9 protein-coding genes and 5 pseudogenes are annotated in these 16,743 nt (G+C 56.5%); 11 read left to right on the top strand and 3 right to left on the bottom strand.

Going from position 1 to position 16,743, the window contains the following annotated elements; all coding sequences use genetic code 11:
* Window positions 1–89 precede the first annotated feature (89 nt).
* The 4 genes and pseudogenes from B4967_RS13565 to B4967_RS13550 all read left to right on the top strand — a co-directional run bounded on the left by B4967_RS13565 (window position 90) and on the right by B4967_RS13550 (window position 3,669).
* Window positions 90–953: a LysR substrate-binding domain-containing protein gene (locus B4967_RS13565; protein WP_083025754.1), complete on the top strand. Its 864-nt coding sequence runs from the start codon at window positions 90–92 to the stop codon at window positions 951–953.
* Window positions 954–1,088: 135 nt separating this feature from the next.
* Window positions 1,089–2,541, top strand: a pseudogene (locus B4967_RS13560) (alanine/glycine:cation symporter family protein).
* A gap of 187 nt (window positions 2,542–2,728) precedes the next feature.
* Entirely contained in the window at window positions 2,729–3,337 is a 609-nt protein-coding gene (locus B4967_RS13555) for an FMN-dependent NADH-azoreductase (protein WP_083025752.1), read from the top strand.
* 29 nt (window positions 3,338–3,366) lie between these two features.
* Window positions 3,367–3,669, top strand: coding sequence for an MGMT family protein (locus B4967_RS13550; protein WP_083025750.1), 303 nt, complete (start codon window positions 3,367–3,369; stop codon window positions 3,667–3,669).
* Between the two features lie 112 nt (window positions 3,670–3,781).
* Here B4967_RS13550 and B4967_RS13545 read toward each other — a convergent pair whose 3' ends face one another.
* Window positions 3,782–5,350, bottom strand: a complete 1,569-nt coding sequence (locus B4967_RS13545) for a bifunctional GNAT family N-acetyltransferase/carbon-nitrogen hydrolase family protein (protein ID WP_083025748.1) — start codon at window positions 5,348–5,350, stop codon at window positions 3,782–3,784.
* 43 nt (window positions 5,351–5,393) lie between these two features.
* Complete coding sequence (locus tag B4967_RS13540; RefSeq protein ID WP_083025747.1) at window positions 5,394–6,311, bottom strand: DMT family transporter; 918 nt, start codon at window positions 6,309–6,311, stop codon at window positions 5,394–5,396.
* Between the two features lie 218 nt (window positions 6,312–6,529).
* Between B4967_RS13540 and B4967_RS13535 the strand changes: the two are divergent.
* The 5 genes and pseudogenes from B4967_RS13535 to B4967_RS13515 all read left to right on the top strand — a co-directional run bounded on the left by B4967_RS13535 (window position 6,530) and on the right by B4967_RS13515 (window position 14,879).
* A pseudogene (locus B4967_RS13535) lies at window positions 6,530–8,552 on the top strand (FAD-dependent oxidoreductase).
* A gap of 140 nt (window positions 8,553–8,692) precedes the next feature.
* Window positions 8,693–9,744: pseudogene (locus B4967_RS13530) on the top strand (threonine aldolase family protein).
* 266 nt (window positions 9,745–10,010) lie between these two features.
* Window positions 10,011–11,935: pseudogene (locus B4967_RS13525) on the top strand (PrkA family serine protein kinase).
* 71 nt (window positions 11,936–12,006) lie between these two features.
* Window positions 12,007–13,296 (top strand): annotated as a pseudogene (locus B4967_RS13520) (YeaH/YhbH family protein).
* Window positions 13,297–13,316: 20 nt separating this feature from the next.
* Complete coding sequence (locus tag B4967_RS13515) at window positions 13,317–14,879, top strand: SpoVR family protein (RefSeq protein WP_083025745.1); 1,563 nt, start codon at window positions 13,317–13,319, stop codon at window positions 14,877–14,879.
* Window positions 14,880–14,955: 76 nt separating this feature from the next.
* On the opposite strand, the gene B4967_RS13510 is transcribed toward B4967_RS13515, so the two are convergent.
* The gene (locus B4967_RS13510) at window positions 14,956–15,270 is read right to left on the bottom strand and encodes a high-potential iron-sulfur protein (protein ID WP_083025743.1); all 315 of its coding nucleotides are present in this window, start codon (window positions 15,268–15,270) and stop codon (window positions 14,956–14,958) included.
* 252 nt (window positions 15,271–15,522) lie between these two features.
* On the opposite strand from B4967_RS13510, the gene B4967_RS13505 reads away from it, so the two are divergent.
* Both B4967_RS13505 and B4967_RS13500 read left to right on the top strand, forming a co-directional pair.
* Entirely contained in the window at window positions 15,523–15,798 is a 276-nt protein-coding gene (locus B4967_RS13505; RefSeq protein WP_044628486.1) for an Lrp/AsnC family transcriptional regulator, read from the top strand.
* Window positions 15,799–15,860: 62 nt separating this feature from the next.
* Window positions 15,861–16,724 (top strand): DNA/RNA non-specific endonuclease, encoded by an 864-nt coding sequence (locus tag B4967_RS13500; RefSeq protein ID WP_192859214.1) that lies wholly within the window; start codon window positions 15,861–15,863, stop codon window positions 16,722–16,724.
* The last annotated feature ends 19 nt before the right edge of the window (window positions 16,725–16,743 follow it).

Below are 16,743 nucleotides of genomic sequence, written 5' to 3'. Positions count from 1 at the left end.
TGTTTCTATTAGGATGCGGAGTCCTCTGTGCAGTGACAAACGATTAATCTGGCCCCAAAGACCTTGTTTAATTTATAGGTAGCTTTTTCATGAGCCAATTACCCCCACTGTTATGGCTACAGGCCTTTGAATCAGCCGCCCGGACGTTGAGCTTTACCGCGGCGGGCCATGAGTTAGGTGTGACCCAAGCCGCCATCAGCCAGCGTATTCGGCTGCTGGAGGATCGCTTGGGCCAAAAACTGTTCGTTCGCCACGCGCGGAGCCTGACCCTGACGCCTGCCGGGCAGGCGTGGCTGCCCAGCATTCACGATGCGTTTTCACGGATTAGTGAAGGCACTTCAGAGGTGTTTGGTGTGACCAGCGAACAGCCGGTGACGCTACGGGCCACGCCGGTGATTCAGCAATCCTGGCTTGCGCCAAGGCTGGTGACGCTGCATCGGCAAAAGCCGCATATTCTGCTGCGCTTGGTGAGCGCTATTTGGCCTGACGACTTTGGCCCGGAAGGAGCAGATATTGAAATTCGCTATGGCCGCGGCGAGTGGGGAGGGGTAGAGATGCTGCCTCTGGGCGACGAGCAGCTGCTGCCAGTATGCTCACCGGCTCTGGCCCGTACCTTAACCACACCTGAGGATCTAGCAGGGCACACGCTGCTGCACGCGGTGGGCTTTGGCGTCGGTTGGCCCGGCTGGCTGCAGGCGGCGGGGATTGCCCATTTGGAGGCGGAGTGCCTGTCGCTGACCTGCGATAATCAGGTAATGACGTTGGCGCTCGCCAGCCAGAGCGGCGGGGTAGCGCTCACGCACCGTCGACTGTTGGAGCAGCGTGAGGATTTGGTGGCCCCCTTCGATATTGTTGTACCCAGCGACGAGCGCTTTTGGTTGGTGCGGCCCAGCAAGCGCCAAGTTAGCGATGAAGCCGCAGACGTGTGGGAATGGCTGGCGGGAGCACGCTAAGCGTTATTCGATTAGCTTTGGGTATCAATACAGTGTTTATGACTGTAAAGCATGAAATTTGCCCTTTTTCTTGCCATTTTGGTGCAACCGTGAAGAATGATGCGCCTTCTTTGTTTTAAAAAAGGCGTGTTTGGTATGGATTTTACTCTTCCTCCCCTGTTGACCGCGATGGTGGATCGCGGCAATGGGCTGTTATGGGGCAGCGCGCTGATTTACCTGCTCATCGGTGCTGGCCTCTATTTCACGGTCATGACCCGTGCTATTCAAATTCGTTATTTCGGACATATGTTCAAGCTGCTGCGCAGCTCTCGGGAATCCAGCGGCGGTATCTCGACGTTTCAGGCGCTTTCGACCAGCTTAGCGGCACGGGTTGGCACGGGGAATCTGGCGGGTGTTGCGGTAGCGATCTATTTCGGCGGCCCAGGCGCGATTTTTTGGATGTGGATGACTGCCATGGTGGGTATGGCCACCAGCTTTGTAGAATCCACGCTGGCCCAGGCGTACAAAACCGACCATGGCGATAACACCTTTCGCGGTGGCCCGGCGCGCTACATCGAACGCGGCCTGGGGCTGCGCTGGCTAGCGGTGCTGTTTTCGATCTGCCTGATTATTGCGTTTGGGCTGGCGTTCAACAGCGTACAGGCCAACTCCATCGCCCAGGCCATGGAGCAGGCATTTGCCATTCCCACCTGGGCCATGGGGTTTGTCTTGATGGCCATCGTCGCGCCGATTATTTTCGGCGGCTTAAAGTCGATTGCGAAAGTCGCTGAGCTAGTGGTGCCGCTGATGGCGCTGCTGTACCTGATCTTGGCGCTGGTCGTTGTCGCGCTTAATATCAGCGACCTGCCTGCTGCCATTATGACGATCGTGCAGAGCGCTTTTGGTATCGAGCAGGCGGCCGGCGGTGCGATGGGCTATGCCATTTCCCAAGCAATCATGAACGGTATTCAGCGCGGCTTGTTCTCTAACGGAGGCGGGCATGGGCTCTGCGCCTAAGGCCGCCGCTACCGCTAGCACCCGCCCGGATCACCCGGCGGCCCAGGGCTTCATTCAAATGCTGGGTGTTTTTCTGGATACCCTGGTGATCTGTACCGCGACGGCAGCAATCATCATTATGGCTGGGCCGGAGCTGCTGGCAGGTGAGAACAGCAACGGTATCCAGCTAACGCAGATGGCGCTCTCCAGCCACGTAGGAGACTGGGGCGGCATGTTTGTTGCCATCGCTATTTTGCTATTTGCCTTCACCTCGGTGATTGCTAACTACTCCTACGGCGAATCCAACATTGAGTATCTGGCGGGCCGCCGTGCGCCGGTGGCGGTGATGATTTACCGCTTTGCCGTGCTGGGCATGATCATGGTGGGTTCCTTAGCCAGCCTTGGCGCGATTTGGAATTTTGCGGATCTCTCCATGGGCATGATGGCGATCATCAATCTGGTGGCGATTCTGCTGCTATCGCCCATTGCCTTTGCGCTGTTCAAAGATTACGACACGCAGCTCAAGGCGGGTAAAGAGCCGGTCTTCGACCCTAGCCAGTTCCCGAAACTGGCCAAAAAGGTCGACCCCAAGGCGTGGCCCAAGCAGAAGTAACAGGCACGAGTTAAACGCGCTAAATGCCCCGCTCGACGATGCCAAAGTGCAGCGTGGAGCGGGGCTTTTGCGTGGCGCAGGATAATTCGATTTTGTCGAATGAAACTCGGAAAACGCTGCGCTTTTGCTTCGCCAAAAGCGCCGTAGAATAGCGCCTAACCTTCTCTCTGATTTTTAAGGAATTTTCATGACCACTCGTGCCCTGTTAGTGACCTCTTCTATCCTCGGCGACAATGGCCAGTCCAATGCGCTGGCGAGCCATTTTCAACAGCAAACCGCTGCACGTGATGGCGTTGCTGTTACCCACCGCGATGTCGTTGCCAACGCGCTGCCGCACCTTGCTATTGAAGAGCTGGGCGCTTGGCAGACCCCGGCTGAAGAGCGCACCGCTGAGCAACAGGCATTGGCTGCTCACTCTGATGAGCTGTTGGCGGAGCTGCGCGCTAACGACGTGCTGGTACTTGCGGTCCCAATGTACAACCTGGGCATTCCCTCCCAGCTGAAAGCGTTGTTTGACCGCGTGCTGCGCGCCGGTGAAACTTTCCGCTACACTGAAAACGGCCCGCAGGGGCTGATCGAAGGCAAACGAGCGATTATTCTGGCTGCTCGTGGCGGTCAATATGCGGGCACCGAGTTTGATAGCCAAACGCCGCACCTGAAAACCATGTTGGGCCTGATGGGCATTAGCGATGTGGAAGTGGTGTTTGCTGAAGGTTTGAACATGGGCGACGCTCACCGCGATGCCGCGATGAAAGAAGCCTTCCAAGCCATTGATCAGCTAGTCGAAGCGCTCTAAACCAACGCCATAAGCCAAACGAGGTTGTCATGCCACGCCCGGAACTGCTCGAACAGATTTACACCATTGTCGATCAAATTCCGGCGGGCCGGGTGACGACCTACGGGCGCATTGCCAAGATGACCGAGGGAGCCACCGCGCGCATGGTGGGTTCGGCCATGCGTCACCTGCCCGATGGCCACCAGTTGCCCTGGCACCGCGTTATCGCGGCGTCGCTAAAGCTGGCTGACCATGGTGGCGCGGCACGCCAGCACGAAAAGCTGCGCGCCGAGGGCGTAGCGTTCGATGCCAAAGGCAGAGTGCCGCGTCATCTTGTGTGGCCGGATGAGTAGCTTTGTGATGAATGGCGATTTGTAAGCGGTTAATAGTGAGTTGTAAATGGTAAAACGCCGCCCGGTTTTTGGGCGGCGTTTTTTATGCGCAGTCGTGTCGGGTGACTGGCCCTTAGTCTTCCTGCTTACCGCCGGACTTCCACGACCAGTCGCGCCAGCGCAGATTGAACAGATCTTTACGGCGGTCTTTGAGGTTGGTGACCGAGCCTTCGGCACGCACCACGGTCAGGCGCGTTAGGTCCAAATCAGAGAAGAAGATCATCTCCGTGTTGGGCGTCGTTTCGGCTAGCACTGCATCGTGGGGGAACGCGAAGTCGGATGGCGTGAACACCGCCGACTGCGCGTACTGAATGTCCAGGTTCTCGATGGACGGCAGGTTGCCGACACTACCGCATAGCACCACGTAGCACTCATTTTCGATGGCGCGTGCCTGGGCGCAGTGGCGCACCCGTAGGTAGCCGTTTTTGGTATCGGTCCAGAACGGTACGAAGAGAATATCCATATCCTGGTCAGCCAGCAGGCGGCCCAGCTCTGGGAACTCCACGTCATAACAGATCAGAATACCTACACGGCCTGCGTCGGTATCAAAGACCTGCAGATTATCGCCACCTTCGATTACCCAGTCACGACGCTCTTGTGGTGTGATATGCAGCTTTGACTGCTTCTCTACCTCACCATCCCGGTGGAACAGATAGGCCACATTGTAGAGGCGGTCATCTTCGCCCACCTCGATCATCGAGCCGCCGACGATATTGATGTTATAAGAGACCGCCATCCGCGACAGCTCGCTCGTGAAGCGATCAGTAAAGCCCGCCAGGAATCGAATAGCACCCAGTTGATCTTGCTGGGCGGCGCGATCCTGCAGACCCATCAGTGGCGCATTGAATAGCTCTGGGAAGACGGCGAAGTCGCTTTGGTAATCCGACAGCGCATCCACGAAGTACTCAATCTGTTGAAGTGCTGCTTCAACAGAAGCGAACTCACGCATTTGCCACTGCACCGCACCGACTCGCACCTGCGTTGGGCGAGTGTCCAGCACGTTCTCTGCTGGCTCGAACAGGATGTTGTTCCACTCCAGCAGCGTGGCATAGCCACGGGACTGCTCATCTTCCGGCAGGTACTTGCGCAGTAGGCGCTTGACCTGGAAATCATTCGCCAGTTGGAACGATAGAATCGGGTCGTAAATCTCTTTACGGGAGACTTTGTCGATGTACTGGGCCGGGGTTAGCTCGCTGGCGTGCTGGTGGTACTCGGGAATCCTCCCGCCCGCGAGAATGGCGCGCAGGTTAAGCGAGCGGCACAGCTCTTTGCGTGCTTCGTAAAGGCGGCGGCCCAGGCGGTAGCCACGGTAGTCCGGGTGGATCAGCACATCCAGCCCGTACATGGCATCGCCTTCCTGATCGTTCAGGATAATTTCACGATGGCCAATCAGGTCGTCGTACTTGTGCGGGTTGGAGAATTCGTCGTAATCCACCTGCACGGTGAGGGCGACGCCCACCAGTACGCCGTCGTCTTCAATGGCAATCTGGCCGTCGGGAAACTCCTGGATCAGCTTATCGATGGTGTGCTTAGGCCAAGCGCCACCAATATCGTGATACACCGCGTCCATCAGCGATTTCAGCTGCTCGTAGTCGTCGCTGGTAAGGTTACGCAGATTAAGGTGCAGTTCTTCTAGGGACATAGGTCAGGGGTTCCCATTCATTAAATGAAGTTGGCCTATTGTATCACTGCTGTACGCTTTGCGTTTTACGGGCGGCTGCCGCGCGTACCAACGGACGTGTCAGCGTTTGCGCCATGATCACCCCGGCAAGGATTAACAGCCCACCCATAAAGTGGAACCCCGATACCTGTTCACCCAGTAACGCCATGGCAATCAGCGCGCTAAATAGCGGCATCAGGTTGATAAAGATACTCGCCTGGTTAGCGCCGATTTGACGGACCGCTCGCATCCACAAGAACGTGGTAATAACGGAAGCAGGAATGCCTGCGTACAAGATCAGCCAGATGTTTTGTCCATCTACCGGCGTCATGGGGCCCATCAAGTAGGGTGGCAGCAGGAACAGCACGGCAAAGCAGACCTGGGCATAGAGCATCACCCATGGCGGCAGGTTCATCGACCAGCGCTTGAGCATCACGCCATAAAGCGCGTAGCAGGTAGCAGCAACGACCATCAGCGCATCGCCCTGGGCCACCTGTAATTGCAGCAGGGAAAGCGGGTTGCCGCGGCCAAGCAGCACAGTGACGCCAATAAAGGCGAGCACGCCGCCTACGACACCGCCTAATGTAGGTGGTTCCTTCAAAATTAGCGCGCTCAATAGCACCGTGAGCAGCGGCACCATTGCTGCAAGAATGCCCATATTGGTGGCGGTGGTAGTTTCAGCGGCGACATAAGCCAGCCCCTGCCATAGCCCCATCCCTAAAAGCCCTAGCAGAGCTAGCTTTGGCCAGTTACGCACGATCTCATCTTTGTGACGCAGTACGGCCGGCAGCACAAAGGGCGTCATGACTGCGAGGGCGAGCAGCCAGCGCAAAAACGCGATACTGCTGGGAGCGATGGCGCCTACCGAGAGCTGATTGATGGTCATATTGCCGGACCAAATCAGCACGGTGGCCAGCGGCGGTAAAAAGTAAATCAATGGCATAGCACATTCCCTTATCGTTAGCCGGTTAATGTGACGCGCTTTGCCTCTAGGGGCAAGGGGGAAAGTGGTCGATATAGCGACCATCGTCTGGATAAAAAGGCGATACAGTTGCGTGGTAAAAGTCTGTACGTAGCCAGTGCTATGTCATACGCTTGTTTGAATATGAGTGGCAAGCCATTGAACGCCCGCCGTACTAATAACAGTGAAGGAGCGCCGTGATGCACCAAGCGCCAGCTTATCCGCACCTATTTCGTCCATTAACCGTGGGGCATTTAACGCTGCCTAACCGCGTATTGATGGGGTCCATGCACACCAATTTAGAAGAAGCGCCGAATGGCTTTGAGCGCTTGGCAGCGTTCTATGCAGAGCGCGCGCGTGCAGGGGTCAGCTTGATTGTGACGGGTGGCATTGCGCCCAATGCCGAAGGGGCGGTATTTCAAGGTGCCAATGCGCTGACAGAGGAGTCTCAAGTGGCGGAGCACCGCCACGTTGTCGACGCGGTACATGCAGCCGGTGGGCACCTGTGCATGCAAATTTTGCACGCCGGACGCTACGCTTACTCACCAGAGCTGGTGGGCCCCTCGGCGCTGCAAGCCCCCATCAACCCGTTCACCCCCCGAGCGCTCTCCAGTGAAGAGGTAGAGCAGCAGATTGCCGACTATGTTCGCTGCGCTACGCTCGCCCAGCAGGCGGGCTACGACGGCGTTGAGGTGATGGGCTCGGAAGGCTATTTGATCAACCAGTTTATTTGCCGCCGCACCAACCAGCGTGACGACGACTGGGGCGGCGATTTTGAGCGGCGTATGCGTTTCCCTGTCGAGATCGTCAAGCGTATTCGCCAAGCCGTTGGCGAGCGCTTCCTGCTGATCTTCCGCCTCTCGATGATCGATCTGGTGGAAGAGGGCAGTTCTTGGGAAGAGGTAGTTCAACTGGGCCAGGCCATTGAAGCCGCTGGCGCGAACGTCATCAATACCGGCATTGGCTGGCACGAGGCGCGGGTGCCCACCATTGTCACCAGCGTGCCACGGGCGGCGTTTACTGAAGTCACCCGCCGCATTCGCGCGGCGCTGTCGATTCCGCTGATTACCACCAACCGCATCAATATGCCGGAGGTGGCCGAGCGGGTACTGGCAGACGGCCATGCGGATATGGTGTCGATGGCGCGTCCGTTTTTGGCTGACCCCGAGTGGGTGCGTAAAGCCGAGGCGGGCTTGGCGAAGGAGATCAATACCTGCATCGCCTGTAACCAGGCCTGCTTGGATCACACCTTTATGGGCAAGCTGACTTCCTGCTTGGTCAACCCCCGTGCCTGCCACGAAACCGAGATCACCCTGGCGCCTGCGCAAACACCTAAGCGGGTAGCGGTGGTAGGCGGCGGCCCAGCGGGGCTTGCCACAGCAGTAGCGGCGGGCCAGTCGTGGGCATGCCGTGGTGCTCTTTGAGCGGCGCAGCGAGCTGGGCGGGCAGTTCAATTACGCCCGTAAAATCCCCGGTAAAGAAGAGTTTAACGAAACACTACGCTACTTCCGCGTCATGCTCGAAAAGCATGCGGTGGACGTGCGCTTAAACACCGAAGCCACTGTAGATGCCCTGGCGAATTTTGAGGAGATCGTGATTGCCACGGGGGTGGTGCCCCGTGAACTGGCGCTACCCGGGGCAGACCACCCCAGCGTGCTGAGCTATGCAGACGCCATTGAACAGCCTGAACAAGTAGGCAAGCGTGTAGCGGTGATTGGGGCAGGCGGCATTGGTTTTGATGTTTCGGAGCTGCTTTCCCACGGGGGGCGCCCCGCCATGGAGGTGGCCGCATGGTGCGATGAGTGGGGTGTGGATTTAGCAGTGGGCGAACGGGGCGGCTTAAAAGCGCCGCAGCCGCCACGTTCACCGCGCAGCATTGTGATGCTGCAGCGAAAAAGCTCTAAGCCAGGCAAAAACCTGGGTAAAACCACGGGGTGGGTGCATCGCGCCTCGTTAAAGCAGCGTGGCGTAGAAACACTGACCGGCTGCGAGTATGTGCGCATCGACGATGCAGGCTTACACATCCGCCGCGAAGGGCAAGAGCAGGTGGTCGAGGTGGACACCATTGTGGTGTGCGCAGGCCAAGAGTCGGTACGCGACTTGATTTCGCCGCTGGCCCAAGCGGGTAGCCGTGTGCATGTGATTGGCGGCGCAGATGAAGCGGCCGAATTGGATGCCAAGCGCGCTATTGATCAAGGGACTCGGCTGGCGGCCTCGCTGTAACGCGTATAGGGGGCGTGACGTTAACGCTAAAATGGCGATAGACTGATGGATCACCCTAACTACTAAGCCACGTTAGGGATTTAAGGCGCGGGTGGCACCCAGCCTGCGCCGCACGACCGTCAGACAAAAGGATTATCGTCATGCCCTCGGAGTGTACCCCACGATTTTTAGCCAGTGACAACACCTCCGGTATCTGCCCGGAGGCGATGCAGTACTTACTCGAAGCCAATCAGGCCGATGATTTAGCCTACGGCAACGACCGCTGGACCGCCCGTGCCGCCGACCGTTTTCGTGAAATGTTCGACTACGATTGCGACGTATTTTTCGTGTTCAACGGCACTGCAGCCAACTCACTGGCGCTCTCCGCGATGGGGCGCAGCTACCATAGCGTGATTTGCCATGAGCTGGCGCATATTGAAACCGATGAGTGTGGTGGGCCGGAGTTTTGCTCCAACGGTGCCAAGCTGCTGACCTCGCCGGGAGCGAACGGCAAACTCACGCCGCAAGGGATTGAAGCGCTAGTGACCAAGCGCAGCGATATCCACTACCCGAAACCGAAGGTGGTATCGCTCACTCAAGCCACCGAAGTGGGCACTGTTTACTCCCGCGAAGAGCTGCTGGCCATTCGCGCCACGGCGGATAAACACGACCTGCGCTTACACATGGACGGAGCACGGTTTGCCAACGCTTGTGCCAGCTTGAACGCCTCGCCCGCAGAGTTGACCTGGCAGGTCGGTGTCGATGCGCTGTGTTTCTCAGGCACCAAAAATGGCTTGGCATTTGGCGAGGCAATTCTGTTCTTCAACCGTGAGCTGGCGGAAGATTTCTCTTATCGCTGTAAGCAGGCGGGACAGCTGGCGTCAAAAATGCGCTATATATCAGCGCCCTGGCTAGGCCTTTTGGAAAGCGGTGCTTGGCTGACGAATGCCGAACATGCCAATGCCATGGCGCGCTACTTATCGGAAGGGCTACAAGCGCTGCCCGGCGTGTCGCTGATGTTCCCCACCCAGGCCAACAGTGTGTTCGTTGAATTACCTCCTCACGCTATCGAGCGTTGAAAGCCAAAGGGTGGACCTTCTACACCTTTATTGGTGCAGGCGGGGCACGGTTTGTCTGCGCCTGGAACACTACCGTTGAATTGTTGGACCAGCTGTTGGCAGATGTGAAAGCCGTGCTTGACGTTCGTGCTTGAACAATACCGCCGCTAAAAACTGCTCTGACGTTAAGCTCTCAAGCGCCGCCTTCTCAGGCGGCGCGTTGCGTTGTGGAGTTGCCACAACATTTCACGCAACTAAACCCCTGTTGCTGTGCTCATATCGTTAACAGCGCTGCGTTGAAGGTTTAGTCATCACTTTTTGCTAATGCTGACTACGCTGATAGAGCGACACCTCGAATTGCACGCCGCTTAAGGGATCTGGCTGGGCGGTTGCTGCTGGGGATGGGCCACAGGAGAGTTCCATGAGCATCTTTGATCACGTTCAAGACCGATTTGCCCGCGTTCAAGCAAGAGGACATGAGCCTTGAGGAGTACTTGGCGCTTTGTCGCCGTGACCCCAAGGTTTATGCCAGCGCCGCCGAGCGCATGCTGGAAGCGATAGGCGAGCCTGAAGTGATCGACACGGCGAAAGACCCGCGTCTATCACGTATTTTCTCGAATAAGGTGATCCGCCGCTATCCCGCTTTCGCCGAGTTTCATGGGATGGAAGAAGCCATTGAGCAAATCGTGGCGTACTTCCGCCACGCGGCCCAAGGCTTGGAAGAGCGCAAGCAGATTCTTTATCTACTGGGGCCGGTCGGTGGCGGTAAATCGTCACTGGCCGAGCGCTTGAAGCTGTTAATGGAGCGTATCCCTTTCTACGCCATTAAAGGCTCGCCTGTTTATGAGTCTCCTTTAGGGCTCTTCTCCCCCGAGGAGGATGGGGAACTGCTGGAGAAAGAGTACGGCATTCCCGGGCGCTACCTGCGCAGCGTGATGTCGCCCTGGGCGGCTAAACGCTTAAAAGAGTACGGTGGTGATATTTCCCAGTTCCGGGTGGTGCGCCTCTACCCATCGCGGCTGAATCAAATTGCCATTTCCAAAACTGAGCCGGGGGACGAGAACAACCAGGATATCTCGTCACTGGTCGGCAAAGTCGATATTCGTCAGCTGGAGCTTTACTCCCAAGACGATCCGGATGCCTACAGCTTCTCTGGCGGGCTGTGCCGCGCCAACCAGGGTCTGATGGAGTTCGTGGAGATGTTCAAGGCACCCATCAAGGTGCTCCACCCGCTGCTTACCGCCACCCAGGAGGGTAACTACAACCCCACGGAAGGCATGGGCGCGATTCCCTTTGACGGCGTCATTCTGGCTCACTCGAATGAATCTGAGTGGCAGGCGTTCCGCAATAACCGTAACAACGAGGCCTTCCTGGACCGCGTCTATATCGTCAAGGTGCCTTACTGCCTGCGGGTGTCGGAAGAGATCAAGATTTATCAGAAACTGTTGGAGGACTCCTCGCTGAATGCAGCGCCCTGCGCGCCAGATACGCTGCGCATGCTGGCGCAGTTCTCGGTGCTGTCGCGGCTTAAAGTACCGGAGAACTCCAGTATCTACTCAAAAATGCGGGTGTATGACGGTGAGAATTTAAAAGACACCGACCCACGCGCCAAATTCGATTCAAGAGTACCGCGATGCAGCTGGGGTCGATGAAGGTATGCAAGGGCTCTCTACCCGCTTTGCGTTCAAAATTCTCTCGAAGGTGTTCAACTTCGACAGTACCGAAGTCGCAGCCAACCCGGTGCACCTGCTGTACGTGTTGGAGCAGGCGCTGGAGCGCGAGCAGCTGCCTTCCGAGGTGTTCGAGCGCTATCTGGGCTTTATCAAAGAGTTTCTGGCCCCGCGCTATGTGGACTTTATCGGCAAGGAGATTCAAACCGCTTATCTCGAGTCCTACAGCGAGTACGGCCAAAACATCTTCGACCGCTATGTGACCTATGCTGACTTCTGGATCCAGGATCAGGAGTACCGTGACCCCGAAACCGGTGAGCTGCTTAATCGCCAGTCGCTGAACGAGGAGCTTGAGAAGATCGAGAAGCCGGCAGGTATCTCCAACCCGAAAGACTTCCGCCATGAAGTAGTGAACTTTGTGCTGCGGGCGCGGGCGCAAAACAACGGTATGAACCCTAGCTGGCAGTCGTATGAGAAGCTGAAAGGCGTCATCGAACACAAGATGTTTGCCAACACCGAAGAGCTGTTGCCGGTGATCTCGTTCAATGCCAAAGCGTCGAAGTCGGATCAGAAAAAGCACGAGGATTTCGTGGCGCGCATGGTGGACCGTGGCTATACCGAAAAACAGGTGCGCCTGCTCTCCGAATGGTACCTGCGCGTGCGGAAGTCTCAGTAGCGGGCCGCTGTTGGCCCGCATACAAGAGCGCCAAGAGTCGGCGCTCAAGATCGAGGTGTTGAGGAGGTCGAATGACCTACTTTATTGATCGCAGACCTAACGCTAAGCACAAGAGCGCGGTCAATCGGCAGCGCTTCTTGGAGCGTTATCGCAAGCACATCAAGCGCTCGGTGGAGGAGGCGGTCAACCGCCGCTCCATCACCGACATGGAGCGTGGCGAGAAAATTTCGATTCCTGCCAAGGACATTTCAGAGCCCGTGTTTCAGCACGGGCCGGGCGGGGCGCGCAATAGCGTCTCGCCGGGTAATAAGGAGTTTCTGGAGGGGGATAAGATTCGTCGCCCGGCGGGCCAGGGGGGCGGTAATGGTGCGGGCGAGGGCGGCGCCTCCAACCAGGGGGAGGGAAACGACGAGTTTGCCTTCACCCTCAGCCGTGAAGAGTTCTTGGAGTTTGTGTTCGACGGCTTGGAGCTGCCCCATTTGCAGCGCAAGCCGCTCAAGTCGCTGGAAGAGATCAAAATGGTGCGTGCAGGCCTTGCGCGGGATGGCGTGCCCTCACGCATTAGCATTACCCGCTCGATGCGGGAGGCCTACGCACGACGTATTGCCATGCGCGCGCCGATTAAACGCGCCCTGAAGGAGGCCCAGGAAGCGTTAGCGGCAGAAGAGCGCAAAGATCCGGTATTGCGAAACCCAGCACGCATCGTAGAGCTGAAAGCGGAGATTGAGCGGCTGGAGAGGCGTATTGAGGCGGTACCGTTTATCGATACCTACGACCTGCGCTACCACCAACTGGCCGCTCAACCGCAGCCTTCTAGCCAAGCGGTGATGTTCTGCGTGATGGATGTGTCGGGCTCCATGACCCAAAACCATAAAGACATTGCTAAGCGCTTTTTCTTACTGCTTTAACTCTTTTTAGAAAAGCACTACGAGAAAGTGGAGCTGGTGTTTGTGCGCCACCATACCGCCGCCAGGGAAGTTAATGAGGAGGAGTTTTTCTACTCCCGAGAAACCGGCGGCACCATCGTTTCCAGCGCGCTGAATTTGGTCAATAAGATCATTGAAAAACGCTACCCCGCCGGGCAATGGAACCTCTACGTAGCTCAGGCATCCGATGGCGACAACTGGGACGACGACTCCAATGTCTGTCGCGACCTGCTGGTAAAACAACTGATGCCCCAGCTGCAGTACTACGCCTATGTGGAGATCACCCCCCATGACCACCAGTCGCTATGGCACGAGTACGAAGCGGTAGCTACCCAGTTTCCCGAGCGGTTTGCCATGCGCCAGATTGTCGAGGCTGGCGATATTTACCCGGTTTTCCGTGAGCTGTTTAAGCGCCGCTTGAGCCAAGAGCGGTAGTGCGAGTTGAGGAGTGCGCCATGAGTGTAACCCGCAAGCCTATAGCGACCGGTTCTGACTGGAATTTCAGCGTACTGGAGCGTTTTGATGAGGAGCTCGCCAGGCTCGCCGATGAGTATCGGCTGGATACCTATCCCAATCAAATCGAGCTGATTACCACCGAGCAAATGATGGATGCCTACGCCAGCGTTGGCATGCCAGTGGGCTACCATCACTGGTCGTTTGGTAAGCAATTTCTCTCTGTGGAGCAGGCCTACAAACGAGGGCAGATGGGGCTTGCCTATGAGCTGGTGATTAACTCCAACCCCTGCATTGCGTACCTGATGGAGGAAAACACCCTGATGATGCAGGTGTTGGTGATTGCCCACGCCTGCTATGGCCATAACTCTTTTTTCAAAGGTAACTATCTGTTTCGCACCTGGACAGATGCGGAATCTATCGTCGACTATTTGGTGTTTGCCCGTAAATACATTGCCCAGTGCGAAGAGCGTCACGGCGTGCATGCGGTTGAGCAGTTGCTGGATGCGTGCCACGCGCTACAAAACTACGGCGTTGATCGCTACAAGCGGCCATCGCCTATCTCGGCCGAGGAAGAGGCCAAACGTCAGGATGAGCGTGAAGCGTACCTGCAGACACAGGTCAATATGTTATGGCGCACCATTCCTGAGCCACCTGCCGGGATGGCGCCTCTACCGGGAAGCTTGCACAGCGATGATGACCCGCTAGGCCTGCATAGCGGCGGCTGCTACCCCTCAGAACCACAAGAAAACTTGCTCTATTTTATCGAGAAGAACGCACCGTTGCTGGCGCCTTGGCAGCGTGAGATTGTGCGTATCGTGCGCAAGCTGGCTCAATACTTCTATCCTCAACGGCAAACCCAAGTGATGAACGAAGGGTGGGCCTGTTTTTGGCACTACACGCTGATGAACCGGCTTTACGATGAGGGCAAAGTAGATGAGGGACTAATGCTGGAGTTCTTACAGTCGCACGCGGCGGTGATCAACCAGCCAGGGTTTGATAGCCCTTATTATAGTGGCCTTAATCCCTACGCGCTGGGGTTTGCCATCTTCATGGATATTAAGCGTATTTGCGAAGCGCCGACGGCTGAAGACCGCGAGTGGTTTCCCGATATTGCAGGTAGCCCCTGGCGGGAAACCCTTGAGTTCGCGATGCGCAACTTTAAGGATGAGTCTTTCATACAGCAGTTCTTGTCACCTAAGGTGATTCGCGACTTAAAGCTGTTTTTAATTGTCGATGACGACCAGGTAGAGATGCTTGAGGTTGCTGCTATTCACGATGACCGTGGCTACAAACGCGTACGTGAAGCGCTTTCAAGCCAATATGCTCTGTCGGTGCGTGAGCCGAATATTCAGGTGGTAGAAGCTGCCATTCGCGGTGATCGCTCATTAACGCTGCATCACATTCAGGATAGTCGTCGGCCACTGGGGAGAAGTGTCTATCCGGTGATTCGCCATTTACAGCAGCTGTGGGGCTTCCCTGTACACTTGGTATCCATGGAAGATGGGAAAGTCACCCGCCGTTATCACTGGCCGGTAGAGGAAGAAAGCAAAGGGGCTGGCTAAAAACAGTGACCCCGCGCAGGGCGCGGGGTCATGGATATCGCAGTAGCCTAAGGTTTGCTTACACCTTGGGGGTTGCTTACGCTTTGGCCGTCCACGATTGGCACCAGCCTTCCGGTGCAACGCTGTTTTCTGGGAAGAGTTGGCAACCCTCTGTTTCCGCATTGAAGAACATGCAGTTGGAGCACTTCTCACCTTCTTCATAGGCGGGGTGGTCGCTGGCTTCGCTGGCCACTTCGACGTAGTTAAGCGCCTGTGCTGTGGGAGAAGAGGGATCCAGACGCGGCAGTTCCTGAGCAAATGCAGTCTTCGACAGAATGCCAGCACCAAACGGTAGGGCAGCGAGGCCTAGCACACTATTACGCATGAACTTACGACGGCTCTGATTAGCCATGGTGTCTCCTTATCGTCACGGTCTGACGTTTTGCTACGGTTGTCGGGTGGTGATCCACCTCTTAATACTCCGACAAGTCTTATAAATCGGAGGTCTACGGTACATGCTAGCGCATGCTCAAAATTAGTGCGAATAACCTTATAAATAGCGCGACAATTAGCCACGCTGTCAGGCAGCGCTTGGCCGTACCTAGCAGGCTGCTATACTCGCCCCGTAGCGTGATATCCACAAGACATGATTAGTGAGGGCGCCATGCAAAACGCAGTGATCTTGATTAATACCGAAAAAGGCCAAGTAAAGGCAGTGGCTGAACGCCTAGCCGATGTGGAAGGGATCAGCGAAGTGTACTCCACCTGCGGCCGTTACGACCTAGTCGCCATTGCCCGCACCCGCGATTTTGAGAGCCTAGCGGAGCTGGTGACCGAGCGCCTAAATGCCGTAGAAGGGATTAGTGATACCGAAACGCTGAATGCCATGCAGGTTCACTCTCGTCACGACTTGGAAACCATGTTTTCACTCGGCTGGTAACGTTAGCTACCTACTAAAAAACATACTGGTCTATCTAAAAAGCTTGTAGGGGAGTGACTCCGTTGGGGAAATCGCTTGTGCACTGGCGTCGTCAGGGGCGACGCCTGGGCATCGCTGTGCTGTTTGTAATAGTGGGAACCGGGTTATGGGAATTCCAGGGGCGCCAACATCAAGATGCCTATACCTGGCAAGGCGTGCCCACTTGGGAGGAGTTTCGCCCCACCACGTTTCATCGCGTTTTACGCAACGATGGCTTTTTAGCGGGATGGTCGGATGTTCGTGTCGGTGCGCTATGGGTGAGCTATCAAGTGAAGGCCGTACCGGACAATACCCGGATCGGCGGGCGGCCCAACTTTCAGGCTGACTGGCGCACGCTATGGCCGGTGGATACTGATAGCTACTCAGGGAGCGGCTACGACCGCGGGCATCTGGCGCCTAACTACGCTATTGCTGCCGTGCATGGGCGTAGTGCGCAAATCGACACCTTCTTAATGAGTAATATGGCTCCGCAGCGGCCCAACTTAAATCGCCAACTGTGGCAGCGTTTAGAAGAGTCGGTGATGGACCACTTCGCGCCGCGTTTTGAGCGCTTACAGGTGATCACCGGGCCGATCTACCCTGAGCGCTTTATGGATAACGTGTTTAACCGCGTCGGCTTTGTGGAAGTGCCCCAGGCGTTCTACAAAATTATCGTTGCGCCTCACGACGAAGCGCCTTTAGCGCTGGCATTTATTATGCCCCAAGACGTCAGAGGCAATGAGCCGCTGGATGACTACCTCGTCACCATTGATGATATCGAAGCGCAAACGGGACTGAACTTCTTTCCTGACTTAACCCCTACCATGGAAGCCGTGCTAGAAGGCGAGCTGCGGACACAAGGATGGGCGCTGGAAGAAATTGCTCGCCGCCCTGGGCGCTATCAATAAGCACGGAGATGCATTAACC

The sequence above is a fragment of the Vreelandella lionensis genome (assembly GCF_002087295.1).
GTDB lineage: Bacteria > Pseudomonadota > Gammaproteobacteria > Pseudomonadales > Halomonadaceae > Vreelandella > Vreelandella lionensis.
This window is presented reverse-complemented; position numbering and strand designations above follow the sequence as displayed.